The organism is Nonomuraea sp. NPDC001636, assembly GCF_040298265.1.
Lineage (GTDB): Bacteria > Actinomycetota > Actinomycetes > Streptosporangiales > Streptosporangiaceae > Nonomuraea.
The window spans coordinates 308701-331282 of sequence record NZ_JBEOZT010000004.1 but is presented as its reverse complement, the minus strand read 5'-3'; the positions used below and the strand labels follow the sequence as shown (position 1 = coordinate 331282).

Here is a 22582-nt window from a genome sequence, read left to right as displayed (position 1 = left end):
GTTAGCCGTGGGTGACCCGGACGTCATAGAGGGCGCCGGCGGTGTTCGTCTTGTGCGCGCAGGCCAGCCGTTCGATCTCGGCGGGGTCGGCTCCCCCGGCGATGAGGTCGAGCAGGTGCTCGTGCTCCTCGACCGAACGGCGGGCCCGGCCCGGCAGGTAGCCGAACACCGAGCGCCGCATGTGGTCCAGCCTGGTCCATTCGGCCTCCAGCAGGAAGTTCAGGTGGTCGTCGTCGCAGTGCTCGTAGACCGAGAAGTGGAAGGCGCGGTTGAGCGCGGTGAACGCGGTGGGGTCGAAGGAGTCGAGCGCCTGGAACAGCCGGGCGTTGATCTCGCGGGAGCGCGCCACGTCCGCCGGGCCCATGCGCGGGGCCGCGACGGCGGTCGCGTACCCCTCCAGCCGGGCCAGCACCTCCAGCGTGTGCCGCACCTGCGCCGCGTCGAAGACCGCGACGCGGGCGCCGACGTTGCGCACGACCTCCACCAGCCCGTCGGACTGCAGGCGGCGCAGCGCCTCGCGCAGGGGGATCGTGCTGACGCCGATCTCCCGCGCGAGGCGGTCCATGACGAGCTGGTAGCCGGGGCCGTAGGTGCCGTCCAGGATGCGCGAACGCAGGATCTCGTAGCTGAGCTCCGCCTTCGACGCGACTCCTCCGGTGCTGGTCACGTGCCGGACGCCGGGTCGAGCCCGGTGCCGGACGCCGCCCGGAGCGCCTCGCCGAGGACGGCACGGAACTCGGGCCCGGCCAGCGCGCCGCGGTGGTCGCCGGGGACGGTGATCAGCCGGGCGCCGGGGACCAGCGCGACGACGTTCTCGATGCCGGAGGTCATCATGTCCTGCGCGCCCGCCACGAACACCGGCGGCGTGCGCCCGGCCCAGCCCTTGGGCTCGAACGGCGTGCCGCGCAGGCCCTCGACCAGCCGGACCAGCCCGGCGGCCCGTTCGGGGTCGCCGCCGGAGGCGCCCGCGATCATCGCCGCGACCATGCCGGTCATCGGGTCGCCCGGCTCGCCGCCCGCGACGGCCGAGCGCAGCGCCGCCACGTCCAGGGCGGCGAACGGCTCGAACGGGCTGAGCCCGCCCAGCACGACCGCGCGCACCCGGTCGGGGGCCAGCTCCGGCAGTTCCCAGGCGAGCCGGGCGCCAAGCGAGTACCCCACCACGTCGAGCGGCCCGTCGCCGATCAGGGCGAGCAGCGCCGCCGCGATCCCGGGCGCGCCCGCCGGCCCGTCCGGGACCGGGCTCCCGCCGTGACCGGGCAGGTCGGGCACGACGACCACGCGCCCGGCCGCGGCCAGCTCCGCCGCGATCCCGGTCTCCACCCAGTCCTGCCGCCCGCTGGAGGCGAACCCGTGCAGCAGCAGCACGGGCGGCGCCCCGGCGGGCCGGTCGGGCGTGAACGTCTGTACGGCCGTCATGTGCGCCGGCTCCTTCATCTCGTGTGGTGGGCGGGTACGGGGAAGTCGACGACCACCTGGCCGGTGCCGCTGCTGCCGAAGTAGGGGCACAGCTGCTCGCCGCGCCCGGTGTACTCGCGCCAGCCCAGCAGCCCGAACAGCATGGCGGTGTCGGCCATCGCCCCCTCGCCGGTGCACCGCTCGTTGTAGTCCGGCAACATGTCGAGGAACTCCGGGATGCGGCCTTCGTCCCACATCTCCAGCACCGCCTGGTCGACCTTGCGGTTCAGCTCGCTGCTCACGTCGTCGAGCAGCGACTCGGCGATCTCGTTGGGCGGGAAGGCGTGCGAGAGCGACCCGCTGGCCAGGAAGGCCACCTTCCTGTCGCTGCGGCGTACGGCCCGCAGCAGCGCCTCGCCGATCCGCCGGTTCTCCTCGACGGTCGAGTAGATGTTGCAGCCGATGGGCAGGACCCGGATGCCGGAGTCCTGGTTCATGAAGTACATCGGCACGAGTGTGGCGTACTCCAGGCCCAGGTCCTGGTAGGTGTGCACGCGGGCCTTCTGGCCGCCCGCGACGATCTCCTCGCGGATCAGCTCGGCCAGCTCGGGATCGCCCGCGTAGTCGTAGGCGAGGTCGTGGATGAAGTGCGGCAACTCATGGCTGACGTACGTGGCCTGGTGGCGCGGTTTGCCGTTGAGGTGGAAGCCGATGCTGTTCATCCAATGGGTGTCGGCGACCAGGAACGTGTCCGCGCCGCGCTCGCGGGCCCGCCTGCCGACCTCGGTGAGGGCGAGCTCCGCGGGCCGGCGGATGCCGAAGTGTCTGCCGGGCTGGATCGACAGCCAGATCGACGGCACGTGCGTGATCTTGGCGGCCAGCACGATCTCACCCATCACGCCACTCCCGGCCTGCTTGGGCGGTCTGAACCATCATCCGCACTCTCCTCTCCACTGATGACGTGATGAGCATCATGTAGGCATCTGAGGGGGTATGTCGATATTGTTCCACATGCCATAACATAAATGATGTCGTATATGATTTGGAAGGAGACGAGGTGGGACACCCTCTCGGCCTGTCACCAGGGAAGATCGTCGCGGTCCATCTGAACTACCGCAGCCGCGCCGCCGAGCGCGGTCGCGTCCCTGCCGTCCCCTCCTACTTCCTCAAGCCGCCGACGTCCCTGTCCTGGTCCGGACGGCCCGTCGTGCGTCCCGAGGGATGCGAGCTGCTGGCGTTCGAGGGCGAGATCGGCATCCTCATCGGCAGCCGGGCCCATCGCGTCCCCCCCGGGCGCGCGCTGGAGCACGTGGCCGGGTACGTGGCGGCCAACGACTTCGGCGTCTACGACTTCAAGCACGCCGACCTCGGCTCCAACCTGCGGGCCAAGGGCCAGGACGGGTTCACGCCGGTCGGCTCCGAACTGCTCACCGGCGTCGATCCCGGACGGTTGTGGCTGCGCACGTACGTCAACGGCGAACTCGCCCAGGAGGCGTGCACCGACGAGCTGCTGTTCGGCTTCGACCTGCTCGTCGCCGACCTGTCCCGGTACATGACGCTGGAGCCCGGCGACCTGATCCTGGCCGGCACCCCGGCGGGCTCGACCGTCGTCCGGCCCGGCGACGTGGTGGAGGTCGAGCTGGAGGGCACGGCCCGGCTGCGCAACGAGGTCGTCGCCGGCCACGAGCCACCCGCGGCGTACGGCGTCCAGCCCCAGGTCACCGAGGTGACCAGGGCCGCCGCGTACGGCGCCGCCCACCCCGCCCCCGCCCTTGACCCGGGCCCGCTGACCCCGGAGGTCGTCGCCGCGCTGCGCTCGGTCTCCACCGCGACGCTCTCCTCCCAGCTCCGCGCGCGCGGCATCGACCACCACTTCATCGAGGGCGTCCGCCCCGCCCGTCCCGACCTGCGCATGGTCGGCGTCGCGCGCACCCTGCGCTACCTGCCGCTGCGCGAGGACGTCTTCGCCGAGCGCGGCGGCGGCATGAACGCCCAGAAGCGCACCGTCGAGGAGCTCCAGCCGGGCGAGGTGCTGGTCATCTCCGCCCGCGGCGAGCACGGCGCGGGCACGCTGGGCGACATCCTGGCCATGCGCGCCCTGCGCCGCGGCGCGGCCGGCGTCGTCACCGACGGCGGGCTGCGCGACAGCCCCTCCTTCGCCTCGCTCGACCTGCCCTCCTACTACGGCGCCGCGCACGCCGCCGTGCTCGGCCGCCGGCACGTCCCGATGGACTCGCAGGTGCCGGTGGACTGCGGCGGCGTGCTGGTGTGCCCCGGCGACGTGCTGGTGGGCGACGCGGAAGGGGTCGTCGTCATCCCGCCCGCGCTGGTCGCCGAGGTCGCCGGGGACGCCGCCCGGCAGGAGGACGAGGAGCGTTTCATCCTCGATCGCGTCTCCGAGGGAGCCTCGATCGACGGCCTCTACCCGCTGAAGGGCGCCTGGCGCGAGGCGTACGAGCAGCAGCGCTGACCCCCCAAGAAGGAGAATCCATGAAGTTCCGCTCGGATCCGTCGACCATCCGCGGATCCATCGCCCCCGTGGTGACGCCGTTCGCCGCCGACGGGTCGCTGGACCTCGACTCGTTGCGCTCGCTGGTGCGCTGGCAGCTCGACCAGGGCTCGCACGGCATCTCGACCGGCGGGTCCACCGGCGAGCCCGGCGCCCAGTCCGTCGAGGAGCGCGTCGCGGCGATGGCCGTGGTGGCCGAGGAGACCGCCGACCGGGTGCCGTTCCTGCCCGGCACCGGCTCGGCCAAGCTCGACGAGACGCTGCGGCTGACCGCCGAGGCCGAGCGCCTGGGCGCCGACGCCGCCCTGGTCATCACGCCCTACTACGCCCGTCCCACCCAGGAAGCCCTCTACCGCTGGTACGCCACGGTCGCCGCCGAGTTCCCCGCGCTGCCGATCGTGATCTACAACGTGCCCTCGCGCACCGCCGTCGACATCGCCCCCGCGACCGTGGCCAGGCTGCGCCGCGACCACGACAACATCGTCGGCGTCAAGGAGACCACCAAGGACTTCGAGCACTTCTCGCACGTGCTCAACCTGTGCGGGCGCGACTTCCTCATGTGGTCCGGCATCGAACTGCTCTGCCTGCCGCTGCTGGCCATCGGCGGCGTCGGCTTCGTCAGCGCGGCGGCCAACCTCGCGCCGAAGACCGTGGCCCGCATGTACGAGGCGTACACCGCCGGCGACCACGCGACCGCGCTGGAACTGCACTACTCGCTGCACCCGCTGGTCGAGCTGCTGTTCGTGGAGACGAACCCGGCCCCCGCCAAGTGGGTCCTGGAACAGCGCGGCCTGATCGCCTCCGGCCACGTACGAGCCCCCCTGATCACCCCCACCGAGCCCGGCATCGCCCGGATCAACGAACTACTGGCACAGAGCGAGGGAGTCGCCTGATGAAACTGGAGCACTACATCGGCGGCCGGCACGTCCCGAGCCAGTCCGGTGCGACCTTCACCGCGCTCGACCCGACCACGAACGAGCCGTACCTGGAGGTGGCCGCGGGCGGCGCGGCCGACGTGGACGCGGCCGTCGCCGCCGCCCAGAAGGCGTTCACCGACGGCCCGTGGAGCACGATGCCCGCCGAGCAGCGGGCCGGGACGCTGCGCGCGGTCGCGGCGGCCATCGAGTCCAGGGACGACGAGATCGCCGCGCTGGAGTGCCGGGACACCGGCCTGCCGATCACCCAGGCCCGCGGCCAGGCCCGCCGCGCCGCGCAAAACTTCCGCTTCTTCGCCGACGTGATCACCACCATGGGCGAGGACGTCTACCGCGTCGGCTCCGCGCAGCTCAACTACGTCGTGCGCAAGCCGGTCGGCGTGGCCGGGCTGATCACGCCGTGGAACACGCCGTTCATGCTGGAGACCTGGAAGCTGGCTCCGGCGCTGGCGGCCGGCTGCCCGGTGGTGCTCAAGCCGGCCGAGTGGTCACCGGCGTCGGCGAGCCTGCTGCCGGAGATCATGGAGGAGGCGGGGCTGCCCGAGGGCGTGTTCAACCTGGTCCACGGCATCGGCGAGGACGCGGGCGCGGCGCTGGTGGCCCACCCCGACGTGCCGGTGATCTCCTTCACCGGCGAGAGCGGCACCGGGCAGACCATCATGCGCAACGCCGCGTCGTCGCTGAAGACGTTGTCGATGGAGCTGGGCGGCAAGTCGCCGCTGCTCGTCTTCGCCGACGCCGACCTGGAGCGGGCGCTCGACGCGGCCGTCTTCGGCGTGTTCTCGCTGAACGGCGAGCGCTGCACGGCCAGCTCGCGGATCCTCGTCCAGGACACCGTGTACGAGGAGTTCGTGGCCAGGCTGGCCGAGCGGGCCGCGCGGGTACGCGTCGGCGCGCCCGGCGACCCCGCCACCGAGCTGGGCGCGCTCATCCACCCCGAGCACTACGAGCGGGTCATGGAGTACGTCGAGCTCGGCTCGCGCGAGGGCGCCCGCCTGGTCGCCGGCGGCTCCCGGCCCGAGCACCTGACGGCGGGCAACTTCCTGGCCGCGACGGTGTTCGCCGACGTGGCCCCGCACATGCGGATCTTCCAGGAGGAGATCTTCGGACCGGTCGTCTGCGTGACGCCCTTCTCCACCGAGACGGAGGCGGTGGAGCTGGCCAACGCGACCCGGTACGGCCTGGCGGCGTACCTGTGGACCAACGACCTGCGCCGGACGCACCGGCTGGCCCAGTCGATCGAGGCGGGCATGGTCTGGGTCAACTCCCAGAACGTGCGCGACCTGCGCACGCCGTTCGGCGGAGTCAAGGCCAGCGGCGTGGGCCGGGAGGGCGGCCGGCACAGCATCGACGTCTACACCGAGTCGCACATCGTGCACCTGGCCACCGAGGACCTGCCGATCCCCCGGTTCGGCGCCGCCTGAGCCGGCACGTCCCGCGCCGGGCCGCCCCCCCTCGGCCCGGCGTGGGACGTGGACGCCGAGAAGTGCGCGGAGTTACGCTCCCGGTGGCCGATTGGGCGGTGATGGCCGTCTTTGGGGGGAACCCGATGAGCTACACACTTCTGCGCGGCAGCTTCGTGATCCGTTACCCGGACCTTCCCCGGCAGGGCCCCGAGCCCGACGGCGACACGATCAAGTTCAGGCCGGACACGCCCGCGCTGGTCGAAGGGCTGGCCCGGCCGTCCGGACGGCCGCCGGAGCTCGGCGCGCGCGGCATCTCCGTCCGACTGGAGGCCATCGACGCCCTGGAGACCCACTTCCAGGACACCCACCAGGAGCTGACCGGCGCGAACGCCGCCCGCGACGAGCTGCTGCGCCTGCTCGGCTTCACGAACGTGCGCTTCTTCGACGACCTGCCCAACAAGGTCCAGTCGGCCGACCAGGACGAGCTGCGCGGGCACGTCCTCAGCAACGGCATCGACGCCAACGGCCGGCTGATCGGCTTCGTGTTCACCGGCGAGCACCCCGGGCCCGACGGGCAGGCCGTGTTCCTCGACGAGGCGCTGGTGGACACGTCCGCGAACGCCAGGCTGCTGGCCGCCGGGCTGACGTACCCGGCCTTCTACGCCACGCTGCCCGCGACGCTGCGCACGCACCTGGCCGGCGTGTCGCGTGCGGCCAGGACGGCGGCGGCGCCCACCGGCATCTGGCCGCGCTCGGCCGCCGACCCCGACGGGCCCGCCGAGGTCGCCTCGCTGGAGGCGCTCACCGGGCTCGTCATGTGGCCGAAGCTGTTCCGCCGGCTGGTGCCCTACCTGGCGACCGGGGCGGCGAACCTCGACGGCTTCGACGCCTGGCTCCGGGCCGACCCCGTCAACCGGGACGACGCGGTGTTCCTGCTGGACCGGCTCGAACACGGCAACCTGCACGACGTGATCCGGGCCTCGGGCAGCCAGATCCAGCTCACGGCCTGGCCCGAGGACTTCGTCATCAGCCCCGACCCGGCGCCGCCCGGCGCGCCCGTCGTGGCGCGCCCGCCGTCCACCGGGGACGTGCTGATCGTGGCCGCGCTGCCCGACCCGGTGGGGGCCGACCGGGGGCACGAGACGGTCACCCTTCTCAACGTCACCGGCCGGTCCGTGGACCTCGGCGGGTGGGGGCTGGCGGACTCGGCGGGCGGGCGCATGGAGCTGACCGGGGTGCTCGCGGGCGGGGGCGTGCTGCAGGTCGTGCTCGACGGCCGGGTACAGCTCCGCAACCAGGGCGAGACCATCCTGCTCGTGTCCCCCGAGGGCGTCACGATCGACCAGGCCGCCTACAAGCCCGACCACGTCCACCCCGGCCACACCATCTGCTTCGGCCGCTGACCGTCCCGCGCTCAGGGCGGGCGCGGTCAGGTGAGAACGGTCGCCAAGACAGCGGCTGGGAAGACCCCGCCCCGAGCACCGGCGTTCCGGCACTCAGGGCGAGGGACCGTCAGGCGAGAAGAGGCGCCAAGACGGCGGCTACGGACGCCCGCCCCGAGTACCGGCGTTCCGGCGCTCGGGGCGAGAAGCCGTCAGGTGAGGAGGGTTGCCAAGGCGGTGGCCGTGGCGGGGTGGGCGGTGAGGAGGGTTTCGACCTCGCGGTTCCCTGGCCCGGTCGCGGAGGCGGGCTGGTGCCAGCCGCCCTCGCAGCCCAGCAGCTCCGCCACCGCGTCGCACGCCGCCGGATGCCCGGCCAGCAGCTCGGCGACCGGCCCGGACGCGACCGCCGGAGCCGCCTTCGGCGCGGCCGCCGCCGTCCGGGCCCACGGCGGTGTCCAGGCGTCGACCGCCGTCAGGCTGCCGGGGAACGTGCGCCCGGCCTCCCGGACGAGGACCGGCATCAGCTCGCCCGCCTGGTCGCGCAGCGTCGTGATCAGCTTCGGCAGCCACGGCAGCAGCACCTGGTCGGGCAGCCGTCCGAACGCCTTGGAGATCACCTCCACCACGAACCCGGACAGCGCCGGAGCCGGCTCCATCGCCTGCACGAACCCGGTGATGTACTGCGGGAACGACGGGATGACCAGCGGGTTGCCGAGCAGTTCGTCGCACCGCGACCGCAGCTCGGCCAGCGGCAGCAGCCCCAGGAGGTGCTGGGCGGCCCACAGCAGCGCCACCTTGGCCGGCGCCTCCGGATGCGACTGCCGCACCGCGATCTCCAGCTGCGCCCGGTCGCACCCGAGCGCCAGCGCCAGCCCCTCCATCGTGAACAGGAAGCCGAGCATCGCCGACACCTGCCGCACCCCGGTGTCGTCCTCGACGAACGCGGTCGGGAGCAGGGTGCAGTAGTGGGCGTACCCCTCGGTCACGAACGCCTCGCACCACGCCGGCAGCGTGGGCTCGGCGGTGCGGTAGTAGGCCAGCAGACGGCGGATGCGGCGCAGCACGTCGGGCGCGTCGTCGACGCCGCGCTCGCCGGCCAGCAGCTCCACCGCCCGCGCGCCCAGCTCGTCGGCGACGCGCCCGCCGCCCAGGTAGAGGATGGCGTCCTCGACGGCGGCCAGGGCCACGGCGGCGGTGGCGTCGGGCTCCCAGACCGCGCGCCGCAGCCGCTGTTCGACCACCTGCTCGATGGTGACGCCCTCGTAGCCGAGCTCGATGATGGCCCGCTGGTTGCGGCCGAGCGCGAGGTCCCAGCTCTCCTGGATGGCCCGCTCGCCGAGCTTGCGCTCGCCCATGATCGGCCGGGCCGCGTCGGCGGGCAGCAGGAAGCGCAACATCCACAGCAGGTCGGAGCAGGGCCGCAGCTCCGGGTCGGAGTGCAGGTCGAGCAGCGCCCGCTGGATCGTGCGCTTGTCGAAGTCGACGCCGAGCGGCCGCAGCCGGTCGTAGACGTTCTGGGCCAGCGGCGGCAGCGCGTCGTAGCCGACCGAGCCGATGCGGTCGCCGCCGAGCAGGATCTCGCACAGCCGCCGCACGTCGCGCCGGCCCGGCACGACGTCCTTCTCGATGCAGGTGACCGCCGCGTCCTGGAAGTCGTACGGCGTGGGCCTGGCCCGGTTGCGCATGCCGGCCAACAGGATCGACGTCTCGAACACCGCGATGGCGTCGGCGGTGCTGGCGAGGTAGCCGTTGCGCCGGGCCAGCCGGACGATGTCGACGCTCCAGCCCAGCAGCTCGGCCTCGTCGAGCGCGTCGAGCGTGGGCGGCCTGGACAGGAACCCGGTCAGCCGGTCGGCGACCTGCGCCGGCGCGGCGGGCGCGGGCAGCTTGGCCGGCCGTTTCCTGGCCCCCTTCTGCCCGCTGAGCTGGAACGGGGTCAGCTTGCTCCGCGTCACCGCCTTGGCCCAGGTGGCGGCGGCGATCGACACCGACCCCGAGGCCAGGCCGAACTGCGCCTCGATGGCCGAGTGGCTGGAGGGGATCAGCCCGTACAGCCAGCGGGTCGCGGTGCGGGGGCCGATCTCGTACGGGGCCGTGGCGGCCAGGCCGAACTGCTCGACGCGGCTGGCGGCGTGGAAGGCGCCGCAGACGTAGAGGCAGTCGGCCGGGTCGGCGCCCGAGGCGGACAGGTGCTCGCGCATCCTGGTCCACATGTAGCGCTCGCGCTCCTCGTCGCCGGCCAGCCGGTCGTCGTCGGGGCGCAACCGGCGGAACAGGCTGCCGATGAGGACCATGACCTGGCGGTAGGTGTCGTAGTCTGCGCCGGAGAGCGGCTGCTCGACGTACTGGTCCCACCACTCCGACCAGTGGCGGACCTTGCCGTGGTGCAGCAGGTGCTCCTCCAGCTCGGCGAAGCGGGGGCGCAGGTCGCCGATCTCCACGCCGACGGCGTCGCCGTGCAGGCCGGCCTCCTCCCCCGGTTTCGCCGGCTGCTCCCGTTCGCGCGGCAGCCACTGGAAGACGTGGTCGGCCGAGCGGTCGACCAGCACCAGCTCGACGCCCGGGGTCTCCAGCGCGTACGAGATGGCCTGGTACTCGGCCGACGCCTCGGTGATCGGGGCCACCACGCTCAGCGGCCCCGAGCCCTTGGGGAAGCCGTCGAGGTCGGTCGCGAACGCCTGGAGCGCCACCGGGAGCCGGCAGTTGCGCAGCTCGGTCAGCAGCGGCGCCAGGTCTTCGCAGAGCTCCAGGTAGATGACCTTGGGCTGCTTCTCCCGCAGGCGGCGCACCATGGCCAGCGCCGAGGCCGGCGAGTGGTGGCAGACCGGGAAGATCTCCAGCTCCTCGCGCAGCGCCCGGTCGACGTCCTCGACGATGCCGGTGAGGATGGACGACACCGCGCCGTCGCCCGCGAAGGCCGAGGCGGCCTCGCTGAGCTGATCCTTCAGCGGTTGGAAGAGGCTCATGACAGGGTGGAGATGGCCTGGCGGCCGCCCTCGAGGAAGTCCTGCCACGGGCCGCCGTCCTTCTTGCTGCGCGGCTCGACCACACCGTGCCAGTACTTGTTGAGGATGGCCAGGTCTTCCGGGCTGCGCCGGGCCAGCGAGCCGACCAGCGAGCCGGCCAGCGTCTCGGGGCGCAGCGTGCGGTCGCCGAAGAAGTGGCTGTGCAGGATGGCGTCCTCCAGCACGCCGATCTGCTCGGCCGTGGACAGCGCGGACTCCAGCTTCTCGTCGTCGCTGGTCGCCGAGGCGGCCGCGGCCCGCAGGTCGGCGAAGCTCTGCAGCAGGATGTCCAGCAGCGTGGGCGGCAGGTCGAGCTCGATCTGGTGCCGGCGCAGCAGCTCCTCGGTACGGAACCGGACGATCTCCGCCTCGCTCTTCTTGTTCGTCACCACCGGGATGCGGACGAAGTTGAAGCGGCGCTTGAGCGCGGAGGACAGGTCGTTGACGCCCCGGTCGCGGCTGTTGGCGGTGGCGATGATGGAGAAGCCGGGCTGGGCGAAGACGATGTTGTCGTCGTCGAGCTCGGGGATGGAGACGTACTTCTCCGACAGGATGGAGATCAGCGCGTCCTGGACGTCGCTGGTCGAGCGGGTCAGCTCCTCGAAGCGGCCGATCACGCCCTGCTCCATGGCGTTCATGATCGGCGAGGGGATCATCGACTCGCGCGACTGGCCCTTGGCGATGACCATCGAGACGTTCCATGAGTATTTGATGTGGTCTTCGGTGGTGCCCGCGGTGCCCTGCACGACCAGCGTGGAGTTGCGGCAGATGGCCGCGGACAGCAGCTCGGCCAGCCAGCTCTTGCCCGTACCCGGGTCGCCGATCAGCAGCAGGCCGCGGTCGGAGGCCAGCGTCACGATGCTGCGCTCGACGAAGCTGCGGTCGCCGAACCATTTCTGCGGGATCTCGCGGTCGAGCCCGTCGGAGCGCTCGGAGCCGAGGATGAAGATGCGGATCATGCGCGGGCTGAGCCGCCACGAGAACGGCTTGGGGCCGTCGTCGACCGACTCCAGCCAGTCGAGCTCGTCGGCGTACTTCACCTCTGCGGGGGCGCGCAGCATGTCACTCATGGTCGGGGGTTCTCCTAGGTGAGGAAGTTCTTGAGCTCGAAGACGAGCTTGCGGACATGGCCGGAGAGCACGGGGGTGCCCAGGTCCTTGAGTTTCTGGCGGTACCACGGGTCGACGCTCTGGTGGCCGGAGCTGTTGACCGAGCCGACGGGGATGAACTTGACCCCCGAGCGGTGGATCGACCCGAAGTCGTTGATCAGCGAGCGGTTGTCGTAGAAGTCGGAGATCCACACCATCACGGTGTTGCGCGGATCGGCGATCTTCGGCCTGGCCAGGGCCATCGCGGCCGTGCCGTCGGTGCCGCCGCCGAGCGTCGTGCGCAGCAGCACCTCGAACGGGTCGTGCACCCACGGCGTCAGGTCGAGCGCGCGGGTGTCGTACGCGACGAGGTGCACGTCGACCTTGGGCAGGCCGGCGAAGATCGAGGCCAGGATGGTGCAGTTGACCATCGCGTCGACCATCGAGCCCGACTGGTCGACGACCACGATGAGCCGGGCCGGCGTGGTGCGGCGGGCCGTCTGCCGGTAGTAGAGCCGGTCGACGTAGAGCCGCTGGTCTTCAGGGCTCCAGTTGGTGAGGTTCTTCCAGATCGTGCGCTCGATGTCGAGGTTGCGGAAGACCCGCTTCGGCGGCACCGACCGGTCGATGACGCCCACGCTGGTCTTCTCCACCTGCGTGCGCAGCACCTCGGCGACCTCGTCGACGAACCTGCGGATGAGCGCCTTGGCGTTGGCGAGGGCGACGCCGGACAGGTTGGACTTGTCGCGCAGCAGCTGCTCGATGAGCGACATGCTGGGCGTGAGCTGCCTGGCCAGAGCCGGGTCGGCCAGCACCTCGCGCAGCCGCATGCGCTTGACCAGATCGCCCTCGATCATGGCGAGGACGGCGGCCAGCTCGTCGTTGCCCGGCCCGGTCCGCAGGCCGCCGGGCTCGCAGCCCATGCCCTTCTCGAACCAGGCGGCGTCCTGCTTCCAGCGGGCCAGGTCGCCCGCCGTGACGTCGCCCGTGCCGGTGGAGAACACGTTGAGCAGCAGCTTGGAGACCAGGGCTGCGCGGCGCACCTCGCCGCCCTCCTCGTGCTCCTTGTCGGCCATCAGGTCCTGGAGCTCGGCGCCCAGCTCGGGGAAACGCTGGACGAGCGTGTCCACCGAGACGCCGGGGTCGAGCAGCGCGGGCGGCAGCTCCAGGTCGCCGACGATGCCCATGCTGGCCGTCTCCAGCGCGGGCTGCTCGTCGGCCGAGAACAGCCGTGACATGAGCCGCCAGTACAGCACTTGGCGCCGGGTCTCGTCGGCGCTCGTGGTCGAGTCGGTCATTTCCGCAGCAGCCGTCCTGCCCGTTCGCGCAGCACGGCGACCACGTCGCCGGCCTTGGCCTCGGCCTTGACGACCTTGAGGTCGGTCGGGCCGTTCGCCCAGTCGCCGTTGTGCACGGTGACCGGCTTCTTCTTGACCGTGGCCTGGACGGCGAGCGGCTGCAGCAGCCACCTGCCGCCGTCGCGGCGCACCAGCCCGATGCACGCCGAGGACGCGGCCACCAGCTCCGGCGTGAGCGGGCAGCTCGCCGGGAGCCGGTCGAGGTCGAGGTCGAGCTTGTTGCCGCCCAGTTCGAGGGTGTGCCCGTCGACCGTGTACCCCTCGACCAGCACCGGCTCGGCGATGCGCACGGGGTGGCGGTCGAGCGGCGGCGTGGCCGGGGCCAGCGCGCCCGCGAGCCGCACCCGAGCGGTGGTGAACGGGTCGGCCTCGGCGCCGGTGCGGGCGCGGTCGTCGTGCCACAGCAGGTCGCCGCCGGGCAGCAGCGGCATGCCGTCGATCTCCACGGACCGGTGGTCGGCCAGCGCGCCCATGAGCACGGGCCGCCCGCCGAACAGCCGCCACACCGACGGCCCCACGATGGTGTCGACCTTGGCCGCCGCGACGCTCGTGCGCACCAGCCGGGTCTGGCCGCCGGCCTCCTCCAGGACGCCGTGCACCTGCACCCGGACGACCGTGGCGTGCTCGTGCACGTCGGCGCCGAGGATCAGCAGCCGCCCCGACACCGGCTCGGGCACGCCGTGCCACGGCCCGGACTGGGCGAGCAGCAGCCCGCGCGTCCACAGGTCGGCCCACCGCCTGAGCGGCAGCCGGTCCATCGTCGCCACCGGGGAGGAGGCCCGCAGCTCGGCCGCCAGCCCGTCGAGCAGCACGGCGAGCCCGCGCAGCTCGGGCACCCCGAGCAGCGCCTCGATCGCCTGGTCGGCGCCGGAGACGAGGTCGTCGTCGACGCCCCGCCAGCCGGTGATCGCCAGCTCCCGCAACCAGACCCGGCACCCGGCCAGCAGGTTCTCCGGCACGCTGCCGGACGCCGCCCCGGTGCCCGGCCCGCCGCCAACGGACGCCGCCCCTGTTGTGGCGTCCGTGGCGGCGGCCGGCGGCCAGGGGGCGCGGCTGCGGCCCAGAGCCTGGTCGAGGCGGGCGAGCAGGGCGTCGTGCACCGCGCCGAACAGCGCGGCCCGCCCGCCGGCCAGCGCGGCCAGGTGCTCGTCGGCGACCGACCCCGCGGTCACCTTCTCCACCGCCTCGCCCAGCCGGTCGCCGAGCGGGGAGCCCGCGAGCGCGCCGGCCAGCGCGGCCAGCGCCGCGGCGGGCTCCTCGGCGACCCTGGCGAACCCGTGCCCGAGCGCGCCGTCGAACCCCGTGACGAGCGCGAGCGCCTCCGCGACCCCGGCCGGCCCGTCGCCGGCCAGCTCCCCGAGCTGTACGTCGAGCATCAGCCCACCCTTCCCGTCTCGGGCCCCGTCGCCGGGAACCAGTGGAGCTCGGCCAGCGGCTCGGTGCTGTCGGGCACCTCCAGGTAGGCCAGGTGGCGCAGGAACCGGCTGAACACCACGGCCGCCGGGGTGCGCTGGGGGGTGCCGTTCAGGGCGCTCATCAGGTGGCCGCCCTCGGGCACCTCGACGCGCAGGTAGCGGGCCACCCGGTCGAGGCCGTACTGGAGCACGGCCTCGTCGGCCAGCAGGCGGATGTGCTTGCACGCGTAGCCGTGCAGCGCGCCGCACGGGCGGTTGTTGTTGGTGCTGCAGCTCAGGTCGTGGGTGCCGGCGGCGATCGAGGAGACGTAGACCCGCTCGATGTCGGACCCGCTCGACACGACCCCCTGCAACCTGCCGTCAGCCAGCTCGACGAAGGGCACCTTCGCCAGCTTGCGCGGCTGGACCGGCGGCACCACCCGCACGACGCTGCGCTGCTCCCACGCGGTTTCGTCCGCGTCCAAGGTCTCGACCTCCAGTCTGACGGCATGCTCGCGCCGACAGCCAACTCCGATGGGCTTGATCAACAGACCCGGAAATCTACCGGAGGCCACCGACAGACCGGACGTGAACGATCATTCACATGGAGGTCGAGCACGCGGAAGGCCGTGCGCGGGCTCGCACCCCGCGCACGGCCTGCGCCGCTCAGGAGGTGGCGGCCGCCCAGTTCGGGTGGTCGCCGGGGCCCAGCTCCACGAAGCCGGGCAGCTCGCGCAGCGCCAGCTCGGCCCCGCCCGGCGTGTACGTCGCGATGATCCGCAACGGCCGCCAGCCGGTGTTGAAGGTGGAGTGCAGCGTGCCCTTCGGGATGTAGATCGCCTCACCGGCCCTGACCGGGAACTCCGGGTCGTCGCCGACGGTCTGCCGCCCCTCGCCCTCGATGACGTAGAGGACCTCGTCGGAGTCGGGGTGCAGGTGGCGTTCGTGGCCCTTGTTCGGGTTGATGATGACCTCGCCGAACGTGGAGGACGCGCCCGGCACGGCGTCGGGCGTCACGTGCCATTTGATGGCCCCCCAGTCGAAGATCATCGTGGGCAGGGCGTCCGGTGGTCGGTGCATGGCGGGTTCCTCCCGGTCAGAGCTGCTTGAAGGCGCGGACCTGTTCGGCGATGGCCCGCTCGGCGGGCAGGCGTTCCATCGAGGACGCGCCGAAGAACCCGGCGACGCCGACCGTGCGCTGCTGGATGTGGCGCACGTCGTCGGGCTCGGCGATGGGACCGCCGTGGCACAGCACGATGACGTCGGGGTTGACGGCGACGGCGGCGTCGCGCATCTCCTGGACGCGCACGGCCGCCTCGTCGAGGCTGATCGCGGTGACGGCACCGATGCTGCCCTTGGTGGTCAGGCCCATGTGCGGGACGAGGATGTCGGCGCCCGCCCGCGCCATGGCCGTGGCCTGCTCGGGGGTGAACACGTAGGGGGCGGTGAGCAGGTCGCGCTCGGCGGCCAGCCTGATCATCTCCACCTCCAGGTCGAAGCCCATGCCGGTCTCCTCCAGGTTCGCCCGGAAGACACCGTCGATCAGGCCGACCGTCGGGAAGTTCTGGACGCCGGTGAAGCCCATGTCCTTCAGCTCGTCGAGGAAGCGCGGCATCAGCCGGAACGGGTCGGTCCCGCACACCCCGGCCAGCACCGGCGTGTCCTTGACGACCGGCAGCACCTCCCCCGCCATCTCCACGACGATCGCGTTGGCGTCGCCGTACGGCATCAGGCCGGCGAGCGAGCCGCGACCGGCCATCCGGAACCGCCCGGAGTTGTAGATGATGAGCAGATCGACCCCGCCCGCCTCGGCGGACTTGGCCGACAGCCCGGTGCCCGCGCCGCCGCCGATGATCAGCCGGCCGGCCTCCCGTTCGGCGCGCAACCTCCGTAGTGCCTCGTCGCGACGCATCAAGCCCCCTTCTCGATCAGCCGGTGCAGCCGGTCGGCGGCCGCCACGGCGAACTGCGCGTTGTTGATGTCCTGGTCGCTCTGCACGACCTCGACGGCGCTGCCGGCGACGGCCGCGAGCACGGCGTCGAAGCAGGCCGCGTCGGCCGCCGGGTCGTGGAACGGGCCGCCCTCGACGTCGACGGCCGAGACGCCGCCGCGCGGCACGAACAGCGTGACCGGCCCGGACGCGCGGGCCAGCCGCTCGCCGATCGCCCGCCCGATCTCGGCGTTCTCGGCCGGAGTGGTGCGCATGAGCGTCACCGTCGGGTTGTGCACCAGGAGCTGCCGTGACCTGAACCGTTCCGGCACGGTCTCCATCGGCCCGAAGTTGACCATGTCGACCGCGCCCAGGCTGACGACCTGCGGGATGCCGGCCCGCCCGGCGGCGGTCAGGCGGTCGGGGCCGGCCGACAGCACGCCGCCGACGAGCTCGTCGGCCAGCTCGGTGGTGGTCAGGTCGAGGACCCCGGCGAAGTGGCCGCCGGCCGCCAGCGCCTCCATGGCCCGGCCGCCCGAGCCGGTGGCGTGGAAGACCAGCACCTCGTAGCCCAGGGACTCCAGCCGGGCCCGCGCGGCGTCGACGGCGGGCGTGGTGACGCCGAACATCGTGGCCGCGACCAGCGGTTTGTCCTCCCCGGACGGCTCGGCGCCGGCGTCGTAGGAGGCGGCCATCGCGCTGATCGCGGCGGCGGCGTTGGTCAGGATGCGGCGGGAGACGGAGTTGACGCCCGCGACGTCGACGACGCTGTACATGAGCGTCACGTCGGTCTCCCCGACGTAGGCCGAGACGTCGCCGCTGACCATGGTCGAGACGAGCAGCTTGGGCAGGCCGACGGGCAGCGCCCGCATGACGGCGGCGGCGATGGAGGAGCCGCCGCTGCCGCCGAGCGCGAGCACGCCGCTCAGCTCGCCGCGGGCGTGCAGGTCCTTGGCCAGGGCGGTGGCCCCGGCCGCCATGGCCGCGAGCGCGGCGCCGCGGTCGCCGGCGCTCCTGAGCCGGTCGAGGCCGGTGCCCGCGGCCCGCGCGACGGCCTCGGCGGGGACGTCGGCGGCCAGCGCGGGGGCGCCCATGACGCCGGTGTCCATGAGGACGACGCCCTGGCCGGCCCGGATGATCAGCTCGCGGACGAGGGCGTACTCCTCCCCCTTGGTGTCGAGGGTGCCCAGCAGCAAGACCGCCATGTCAGACCTCCTACGATCGGCCTTCCGACCTTACCCCGGCGATCTCGGCGTGGCGGATGCCGAGGACGTCCACGCCGTGCTCGGACGGCGGGCGGGAGCCGAAGATGCGGCGTTCCTCCTCGGCGATGGCGACGTCGTTGATGCTGGCCTCCCGGCGGCGCATCAGTCCGGAGGCGTCGAACTCCCACTGCTCGTTGCCGTAGCTGCGCCACCACTGGCCGGCGGCGTCGCGGGACTCGTACTGGAAGCGGACGGCGATGCGGTCGCCGGTGACCGCCCACAGCTCCTTGCGCAGGGCGTAGTCCAGCTCGCGGGCCCACTTGCGGCGCAGGAACTCCGCGATCTCGGCGCGGCCGGTGACGAACTCGCCGCGGTTGCGCCACACGGAGTCCTCGGTGTACGCGAGCGCGACGCGGTCGGGGTCGCGGGTGTTCCAGGCGTCCTCGGCGGCCTGGACCTTGATCCGGGCGGTCTCATCGGTGAACGGCGGGACGGGCGGGCGGGTCATGGGCTGTCCTCTCCGATCGAGAGAACGGTCGTTCTCCCGGGTTGTGCGCTAGCGTAGAGAACGATCGTTCTCCGCGGCAAGCACCTGGAGGGGTGTCATGGATCACGAGCAGCGGCTGCTGGACGCCGCGGGCGACCTGTTCTACCGCCGCGGCGTGCAGGCGGTCGGCATGGACGAGATCCGGGCCGCCTCCGGCGTCTCGCTGAAACGCCTCTACCAGTGTTTCCCGTCGAAGGAGGCGCTGGTCGTGGCCTATCTGCGGCGGCGCGACGAACGCTGGATGGCCTCGCTCACCGCGTACGTGGCCGACGCCGGCGACCGCATCCCGGCGGTCTTCGCGTGGCTGGAACGCTGGTTCGCCGAGGACGACTTCCGCGGCTGCGGGTTCGCCAACGCCTTCGCCGAGCTGGGCGCCGGTTCGGCCGCCGTCCGTACGGCGGTGCGCGAGCACAAGGAGCGCCTGCGCGCCTACCTGCGCTCGCTCGCCGAGGAGGCGGGCGCCGGGGACCCCGGCCTGCTCGCCGAGCAGCTGCTCACCCTGATCGACGGCGCCACGGTCACCGCGATGATCTCCGAGGAGCCGGGCGCGGCCCGCTCGGCCGGGCAGGCCGCGGCGGCCCTGGTCCACCGGCACCGGCGGCCCTGAAACGCGAAAGAGCGCACTCCCCGCAGGGAATGCGCTCTTGGCTCGGAAGGGTCAGGCGGCGTAGGACGGGTAGCCGTAGCCGACGACCTGCGAGGTCGGCCGGACACGCTGCTCGACCTTGCCGTTGCCGGTGTTGCCCTCGATCGTGGAGATCGTGCCGTCGCCGTTGTCCTTGACGACGAAGCCGACGTGCTGGATGTCGCTCAGGCTCTTGCTGCCGCTCCAGGAGAAGAAGACGACGGCGCCGGGCTTGGCCTCGGTGCCCCACCGGTTGTTGGCGGCGAACCACTTGGCGTGGGTCACGGTGTAGGCGTCCCAGCCGACCTGCGGGCGGGCGCCGGTCTGCTCGCCGACCCAGGAGACGAACATCGAGCACCAGGGGGCGTTCAGGTACATGGCGCGGTTGCCGCCGTCACGCGCGGCGGTCTCGGCGGCGCGCTGGGAGTCGGCGTACCACTTCTGGAACTTGGTGCCGCCGCCGTTGGCGTCCTCGGAGGTGCCGACCTGGGCGCGGGCCGTGGCCAGCACCTGGGCGGCGGTGACGTTGACCTTGCCCTTGGCGCTCTCGTCGGCGGCGCTGTTCTGCGCGACGCGCGGCTGGGCGGCCACGCCGGCGACCTTGGCGGTCTGGGTGGCGGTGTGGGCGGTGGCGGTGGTGTCGGCGTTCACTGCCGCGTGCGTGCCGAGCACGCCGGCGACGGCGGTCGTGCCGAGAGCGATCTTGGCGAGGTCGAGCTTGTAGGCACGGTGAAGACGGTGCTTGGCCATGAGGGTGTTACTCCTTGTGCTTCCGTGCCGCTTGCCGGGTTAGCTGACGGGTTCGGGCGGGAAGCTGCCCTACGGCACTCGGCGCCGATTCACCCCATTGGACACATGGGTCCCCGGTTCCGCGCACAGGCGGATTCAGCGGTCTCTTGGTCAGGCAAAGGGCTGACGCATCGTCTTCCCGGGCCCGGGAAAGGGCCTGAAGGTATATGTGCGACGCCCGGATGCGGTGATGTCCGCATCGATTCTGTACAACACGGGTCCCGCTTGGGTAATTCCCAGGCAATGCCATCCCTACCTGGGACGACTCCCCGTTCGGCTGTGTACAACCAAGCTACCCGGCGAGTAATTCCCGGGCAAATCACGGCAATGAATTCGACGCTGCGTGGGAGAGACGCTACGCACCGAATCGGTTCACGCCACGTGCGCCTTTATCGCCACGCTCGTGAGCGCCAGCAACAATTCCAGATCGGGCTCGGCGTCGACCTGTACGGCGACCCAGGCGCGGTCGCGGCAGGCATGGACCTGGTCGCACGCCCGCAGATAGGGCTCCAGGCGGCCGATGGCGGGGGCGGTGAGCCGTACGTGGATCTCGTCCCGGCCGGCCAGGCGCAGGATCTCGGTTCCGTGTACGGCGAAGGCGACCTGCTGACCGGTGCCGCTGACGTTCAGCGACGGCCAGGACCGTAACTCCGCGACCGCGCGGACCACGTAGGGCCCGCGTCGCGTGGGCGTCCGCCGCCAGGCGGAGATTCCTGCCACGCTCCAATGCTGAGCCACGGCTCACCCCGCCGTCAGCCCCCGTTCCTGAACCGTTATCCCCTCGTGAACGGGCGCATCCGGGGTCTGACCGGCACGATTACGGACACCTGACCGATACGTATTGACGCTCCCCCAGGCAGAAGCTACCGTCGATTCACAACTTAAAGGAAACTTTCCTAATAGTTTCCCCAGAAGTCTCCCATCCCACTCCCCACACACCCCCCAACGGATGTCGGAGCGACATGAAACACACCATTCTGAGCAAGGTCCTGGCGGGAATGGCGGCATTGGCCCTGCCCCTCACCGTGGCCGTGGCCGCCCCGGCGCTCGCCTCCACCAGCACGGTGGCGTACGCGGCGGCCTGGGCCCCGTGGACCGCCTACACGGCGGGCACGGTCGTCACCTACAACGGCGTCGACTACGTCTGCCTCCAGGCGCACACCTCCCAGCCCGGCTGGGAGCCGCCGAACGTGGCGGCGCTGTGGAAGGTCTCCGGTGGCGGCGGCAGCGACACGACCGCGCCCTCCGTGCCGGGCAACCTGCGCTCGACCAGCGTCACGGACACGAGCGTGGCCCTGGCCTGGAACGCCTCCACCGACAACGTGGCCGTGACCGGCTACGAGATCTACCGCGGCGGCACCCTGGTCACCACCGTCACGGGCACCACGTACAACGACACCGGCCTCACCGCGAACACCGCCTACAGCTACACCGTGCGGGCGCGTGACGCGGCCGGCAACCGCTCGGCCAACAGCAACCAGATCACCGCGACGACCACCGGCGGCGGTGGCGGCGACGACAAGACCCCGCCGACGGTGCCCGGCAGCCTGCGCTCGACCGGCGTCAGCAACAACAGCGTCTCGCTGGCCTGGAACGCCTCCACCGACAACGTGGCCGTGACCGGCTACGAGATCTACCGCGGCGGCACCCTGGTCACCACCGTCACGGGCACCACGTACAACGACACCGGCCTCAGCGCCAACACCTCCTACAACTACACCGTGCGCGCGCGTGACGCGGCGGGCAACCGCTCGGCCGACAGCAACCAGATCACCGCGACCACCACGGGCGGCGGCGGTGGCGGCGGCAACAAGGTGCTGGGCTACTTCGTCCAGTGGGGCATCTACCAGCGCGGCTACCACGTCAAGAACATCGACACCAGCGGCTCGGCGGCCAAGCTGACCCACATCAACTACGCGTTCGGCAACGTGCAGAACGGGCAGTGCACGATCGGCGACAGCTACGCCGACTACGACCGCTTCTACCAGGCGGGCGAGAGCGTCGACGGCGTCGCCGACACCTGGGACAACGGCGCGCTGCGCGGCAACTTCAACCAGCTGCGCAAGCTGAAGAAGAAGTACCCCAACCTGAAGGTGCTCTTCTCCTTCGGCGGCTGGACCTGGTCCGGCGGCTTCGGCCAGGCGGCCCAGAACCCGACGGCCTTCGCCGACTCCTGCTACAAGCTGGTGGAGGACCCCCGCTGGGCCGACGTCTTCGACGGCATCGACATCGACTGGGAGTACCCGAACGCCTGCGGCCTGACCTGTGACACCAGCGGCGCGGCGGCGTTCAAGAACGTGATGTCCGCGCTGCGCTCCCGCTTCGGCGCGAACAACCTGGTCACCGCGGCCATCACCGCCGACGGCAACGACGGCGGCAAGATCGACGCGGCCGACTACGGCGGCGCCGCCCAGTACGTCGACTGGTACAACGTCATGACGTACGACTTCTTCGGCGGCTGGGACGCGCAGGGCCCGACCGCCCCGCACTCCCCGCTCACCAGCTGGGACAAGATCCCGATCCCCGGCTTCTACACCGACAACGCCATCCAGAAGCTCAAGAGCAAGGGCGTCCCGGCCGCCAAGCTGCTGCTCGGCATCGGCTTCTACGGCCGCGGCTGGACCGGCGTGACCCAGGCCGCGCCCGGCGGCACGGCGACCGGCCCGGCGCCCGGCACGTACGAGCAGGGCATCGAGGACTACAAGGTGATCAAGACCCGCTGCCCGTCCACCGGCACGGTCGCGGGCACGGCCTACGCCTACTGCGGCAACCAGTGGTGGAGCTACGACACGCCGAGCACCATCGGCGGCAAGATGAGCTACTCGAAGAACCAGGGCCTCGGCGGCGCGTTCTTCTGGGAGCTCAGCGGTGACACCACCAACGCCGAACTCCTCACGGCCATGAAGAACGGCCTCGGATAAGTTCGCAGCTCAGGGGCCGGCCCCGGGTTTCGGGGCCGGCCCTTCGCCGTGCCCGGCGCGCCGCAGGACGGAACACGGACGCCTTGGGAG

General features: G+C 72.0%; 20 protein-coding genes and 1 riboswitch. Of the genes, 6 read left to right on the top strand and 14 right to left on the bottom strand.

Annotated elements, in window-relative coordinates:
- Nucleotide 1: 1 nt before the first annotated feature.
- From ABT158_RS11230 to hpaD, 3 genes are read right to left on the bottom strand one after another with little or no spacing between them, the layout of a single operon-like run.
- The gene (locus ABT158_RS11230) at nt 2–667 is read right to left on the bottom strand and encodes a GntR family transcriptional regulator (protein ID WP_352352626.1); all 666 of its coding nucleotides are present in this window, start codon (nt 665–667) and stop codon (nt 2–4) included.
- Entirely contained in the window at nt 664–1419 is a 756-nt protein-coding gene (locus ABT158_RS11225; protein WP_352352625.1) for an alpha/beta fold hydrolase, read from the bottom strand. Before ABT158_RS11225 ends, ABT158_RS11230 begins: the two co-directional genes overlap by 4 nt.
- 14 nt (nt 1420–1433) lie before the next feature.
- Entirely contained in the window at nt 1434–2294 is an 861-nt protein-coding gene (gene hpaD / locus ABT158_RS11220; RefSeq protein ID WP_352352624.1) for a 3,4-dihydroxyphenylacetate 2,3-dioxygenase, read from the bottom strand.
- Between the two features lie 161 nt (nt 2295–2455).
- Here hpaD and ABT158_RS11215 point away from each other — a divergent pair, with 161 nt between their 5' ends.
- The 4 genes from ABT158_RS11215 to ABT158_RS11200 all read left to right on the top strand — a co-directional run bounded on the left by ABT158_RS11215 (nt 2456) and on the right by ABT158_RS11200 (nt 7651).
- Nucleotides 2456–3868, top strand: a complete 1413-nt coding sequence (locus tag ABT158_RS11215; protein ID WP_352352623.1) for a fumarylacetoacetate hydrolase family protein — start codon at nt 2456–2458, stop codon at nt 3866–3868.
- 20 nt (nt 3869–3888) lie between these two features.
- Nucleotides 3889–4800, top strand: coding sequence for a 4-hydroxy-tetrahydrodipicolinate synthase (dapA, locus tag ABT158_RS11210; protein ID WP_352352622.1), 912 nt, complete (start codon nt 3889–3891; stop codon nt 4798–4800).
- Nucleotides 4800–6266, top strand: a complete 1467-nt coding sequence (gene hpaE / locus ABT158_RS11205) for a 5-carboxymethyl-2-hydroxymuconate semialdehyde dehydrogenase (RefSeq protein ID WP_352352621.1) — start codon at nt 4800–4802, stop codon at nt 6264–6266. The genes dapA and hpaE overlap by 1 nt, the downstream gene beginning before the upstream one ends.
- A gap of 125 nt (nt 6267–6391) precedes the next feature.
- Entirely contained in the window at nt 6392–7651 is a 1260-nt protein-coding gene (locus ABT158_RS11200; RefSeq protein WP_352352620.1) for a lamin tail domain-containing protein, read from the top strand.
- 191 nt (nt 7652–7842) lie between these two features.
- Here the strand turns inward: ABT158_RS11200 and ABT158_RS11195 are convergent, their stop codons facing one another.
- The 9 genes from ABT158_RS11195 to ABT158_RS11155 all read right to left on the bottom strand — a co-directional run bounded on the left by ABT158_RS11195 (nt 7843) and on the right by ABT158_RS11155 (nt 18118).
- The gene (locus tag ABT158_RS11195; protein WP_352352619.1) at nt 7843–10596 is read right to left on the bottom strand and encodes a DUF5682 family protein; all 2754 of its coding nucleotides are present in this window, start codon (nt 10594–10596) and stop codon (nt 7843–7845) included.
- Nucleotides 10593–11705, bottom strand: a complete 1113-nt coding sequence (locus tag ABT158_RS11190; protein WP_352352618.1) for an ATP-binding protein — start codon at nt 11703–11705, stop codon at nt 10593–10595. Before ABT158_RS11190 ends, ABT158_RS11195 begins: the two co-directional genes overlap by 4 nt.
- A 14-nt stretch (nt 11706–11719) precedes the next feature.
- Nucleotides 11720–13021, bottom strand: coding sequence for a VWA domain-containing protein (locus ABT158_RS11185; protein WP_352352617.1), 1302 nt, complete (start codon nt 13019–13021; stop codon nt 11720–11722).
- Entirely contained in the window at nt 13018–14457 is a 1440-nt protein-coding gene (locus ABT158_RS11180; protein ID WP_352352616.1) for a hypothetical protein, read from the bottom strand. The genes ABT158_RS11185 and ABT158_RS11180 overlap by 4 nt, the downstream gene beginning before the upstream one ends.
- The gene (locus tag ABT158_RS11175) at nt 14457–14960 is read right to left on the bottom strand and encodes a hypothetical protein (RefSeq protein WP_352352615.1); all 504 of its coding nucleotides are present in this window, start codon (nt 14958–14960) and stop codon (nt 14457–14459) included. The genes ABT158_RS11180 and ABT158_RS11175 overlap by 1 nt, the downstream gene beginning before the upstream one ends.
- 181 nt (nt 14961–15141) lie before the next feature.
- Nucleotides 15142–15555, bottom strand: coding sequence for a cupin domain-containing protein (locus tag ABT158_RS11170; RefSeq protein WP_352352614.1), 414 nt, complete (start codon nt 15553–15555; stop codon nt 15142–15144).
- A gap of 16 nt (nt 15556–15571) precedes the next feature.
- Nucleotides 15572–16387, bottom strand: coding sequence for a phosphoenolpyruvate hydrolase family protein (locus ABT158_RS11165; RefSeq protein ID WP_352352613.1), 816 nt, complete (start codon nt 16385–16387; stop codon nt 15572–15574).
- Nucleotides 16387–17610: a Tm-1-like ATP-binding domain-containing protein gene (locus tag ABT158_RS11160; RefSeq protein ID WP_352352612.1), complete on the bottom strand. Its 1224-nt coding sequence runs from the start codon at nt 17608–17610 to the stop codon at nt 16387–16389. Before ABT158_RS11160 ends, ABT158_RS11165 begins: the two co-directional genes overlap by 1 nt.
- A gap of 10 nt (nt 17611–17620) precedes the next feature.
- Nucleotides 17621–18118, bottom strand: a complete 498-nt coding sequence (locus tag ABT158_RS11155) for a nuclear transport factor 2 family protein (RefSeq protein ID WP_352352611.1) — start codon at nt 18116–18118, stop codon at nt 17621–17623.
- 97 nt (nt 18119–18215) lie between these two features.
- Here ABT158_RS11155 and ABT158_RS11150 point away from each other — a divergent pair, with 97 nt between their 5' ends.
- A complete protein-coding gene (locus ABT158_RS11150) occupies nt 18216–18764 on the top strand; it encodes a TetR/AcrR family transcriptional regulator (protein ID WP_352352610.1) in 549 nt (182 codons plus the stop codon).
- 51 nt (nt 18765–18815) lie between these two features.
- Here ABT158_RS11150 and ABT158_RS11145 read toward each other — a convergent pair whose 3' ends face one another.
- Complete coding sequence (locus ABT158_RS11145) at nt 18816–19532, bottom strand: CHAP domain-containing protein (protein ID WP_352352609.1); 717 nt, start codon at nt 19530–19532, stop codon at nt 18816–18818.
- A 14-nt stretch (nt 19533–19546) separates the two neighbouring features.
- A riboswitch (cyclic di-AMP (ydaO/yuaA leader) is annotated at nt 19547–19683 on the bottom strand.
- A gap of 260 nt (nt 19684–19943) precedes the next feature.
- Entirely contained in the window at nt 19944–20291 is a 348-nt protein-coding gene (locus tag ABT158_RS11140; RefSeq protein WP_352352608.1) for a luciferase domain-containing protein, read from the bottom strand.
- A 242-nt stretch (nt 20292–20533) separates the two neighbouring features.
- Between ABT158_RS11140 and ABT158_RS11135 the strand changes: the two genes are divergently transcribed.
- Nucleotides 20534–22492, top strand: coding sequence for a glycosyl hydrolase family 18 protein (locus tag ABT158_RS11135; protein ID WP_352352607.1), 1959 nt, complete (start codon nt 20534–20536; stop codon nt 22490–22492).
- Nucleotides 22493–22582 lie beyond the last annotated feature (90 nt).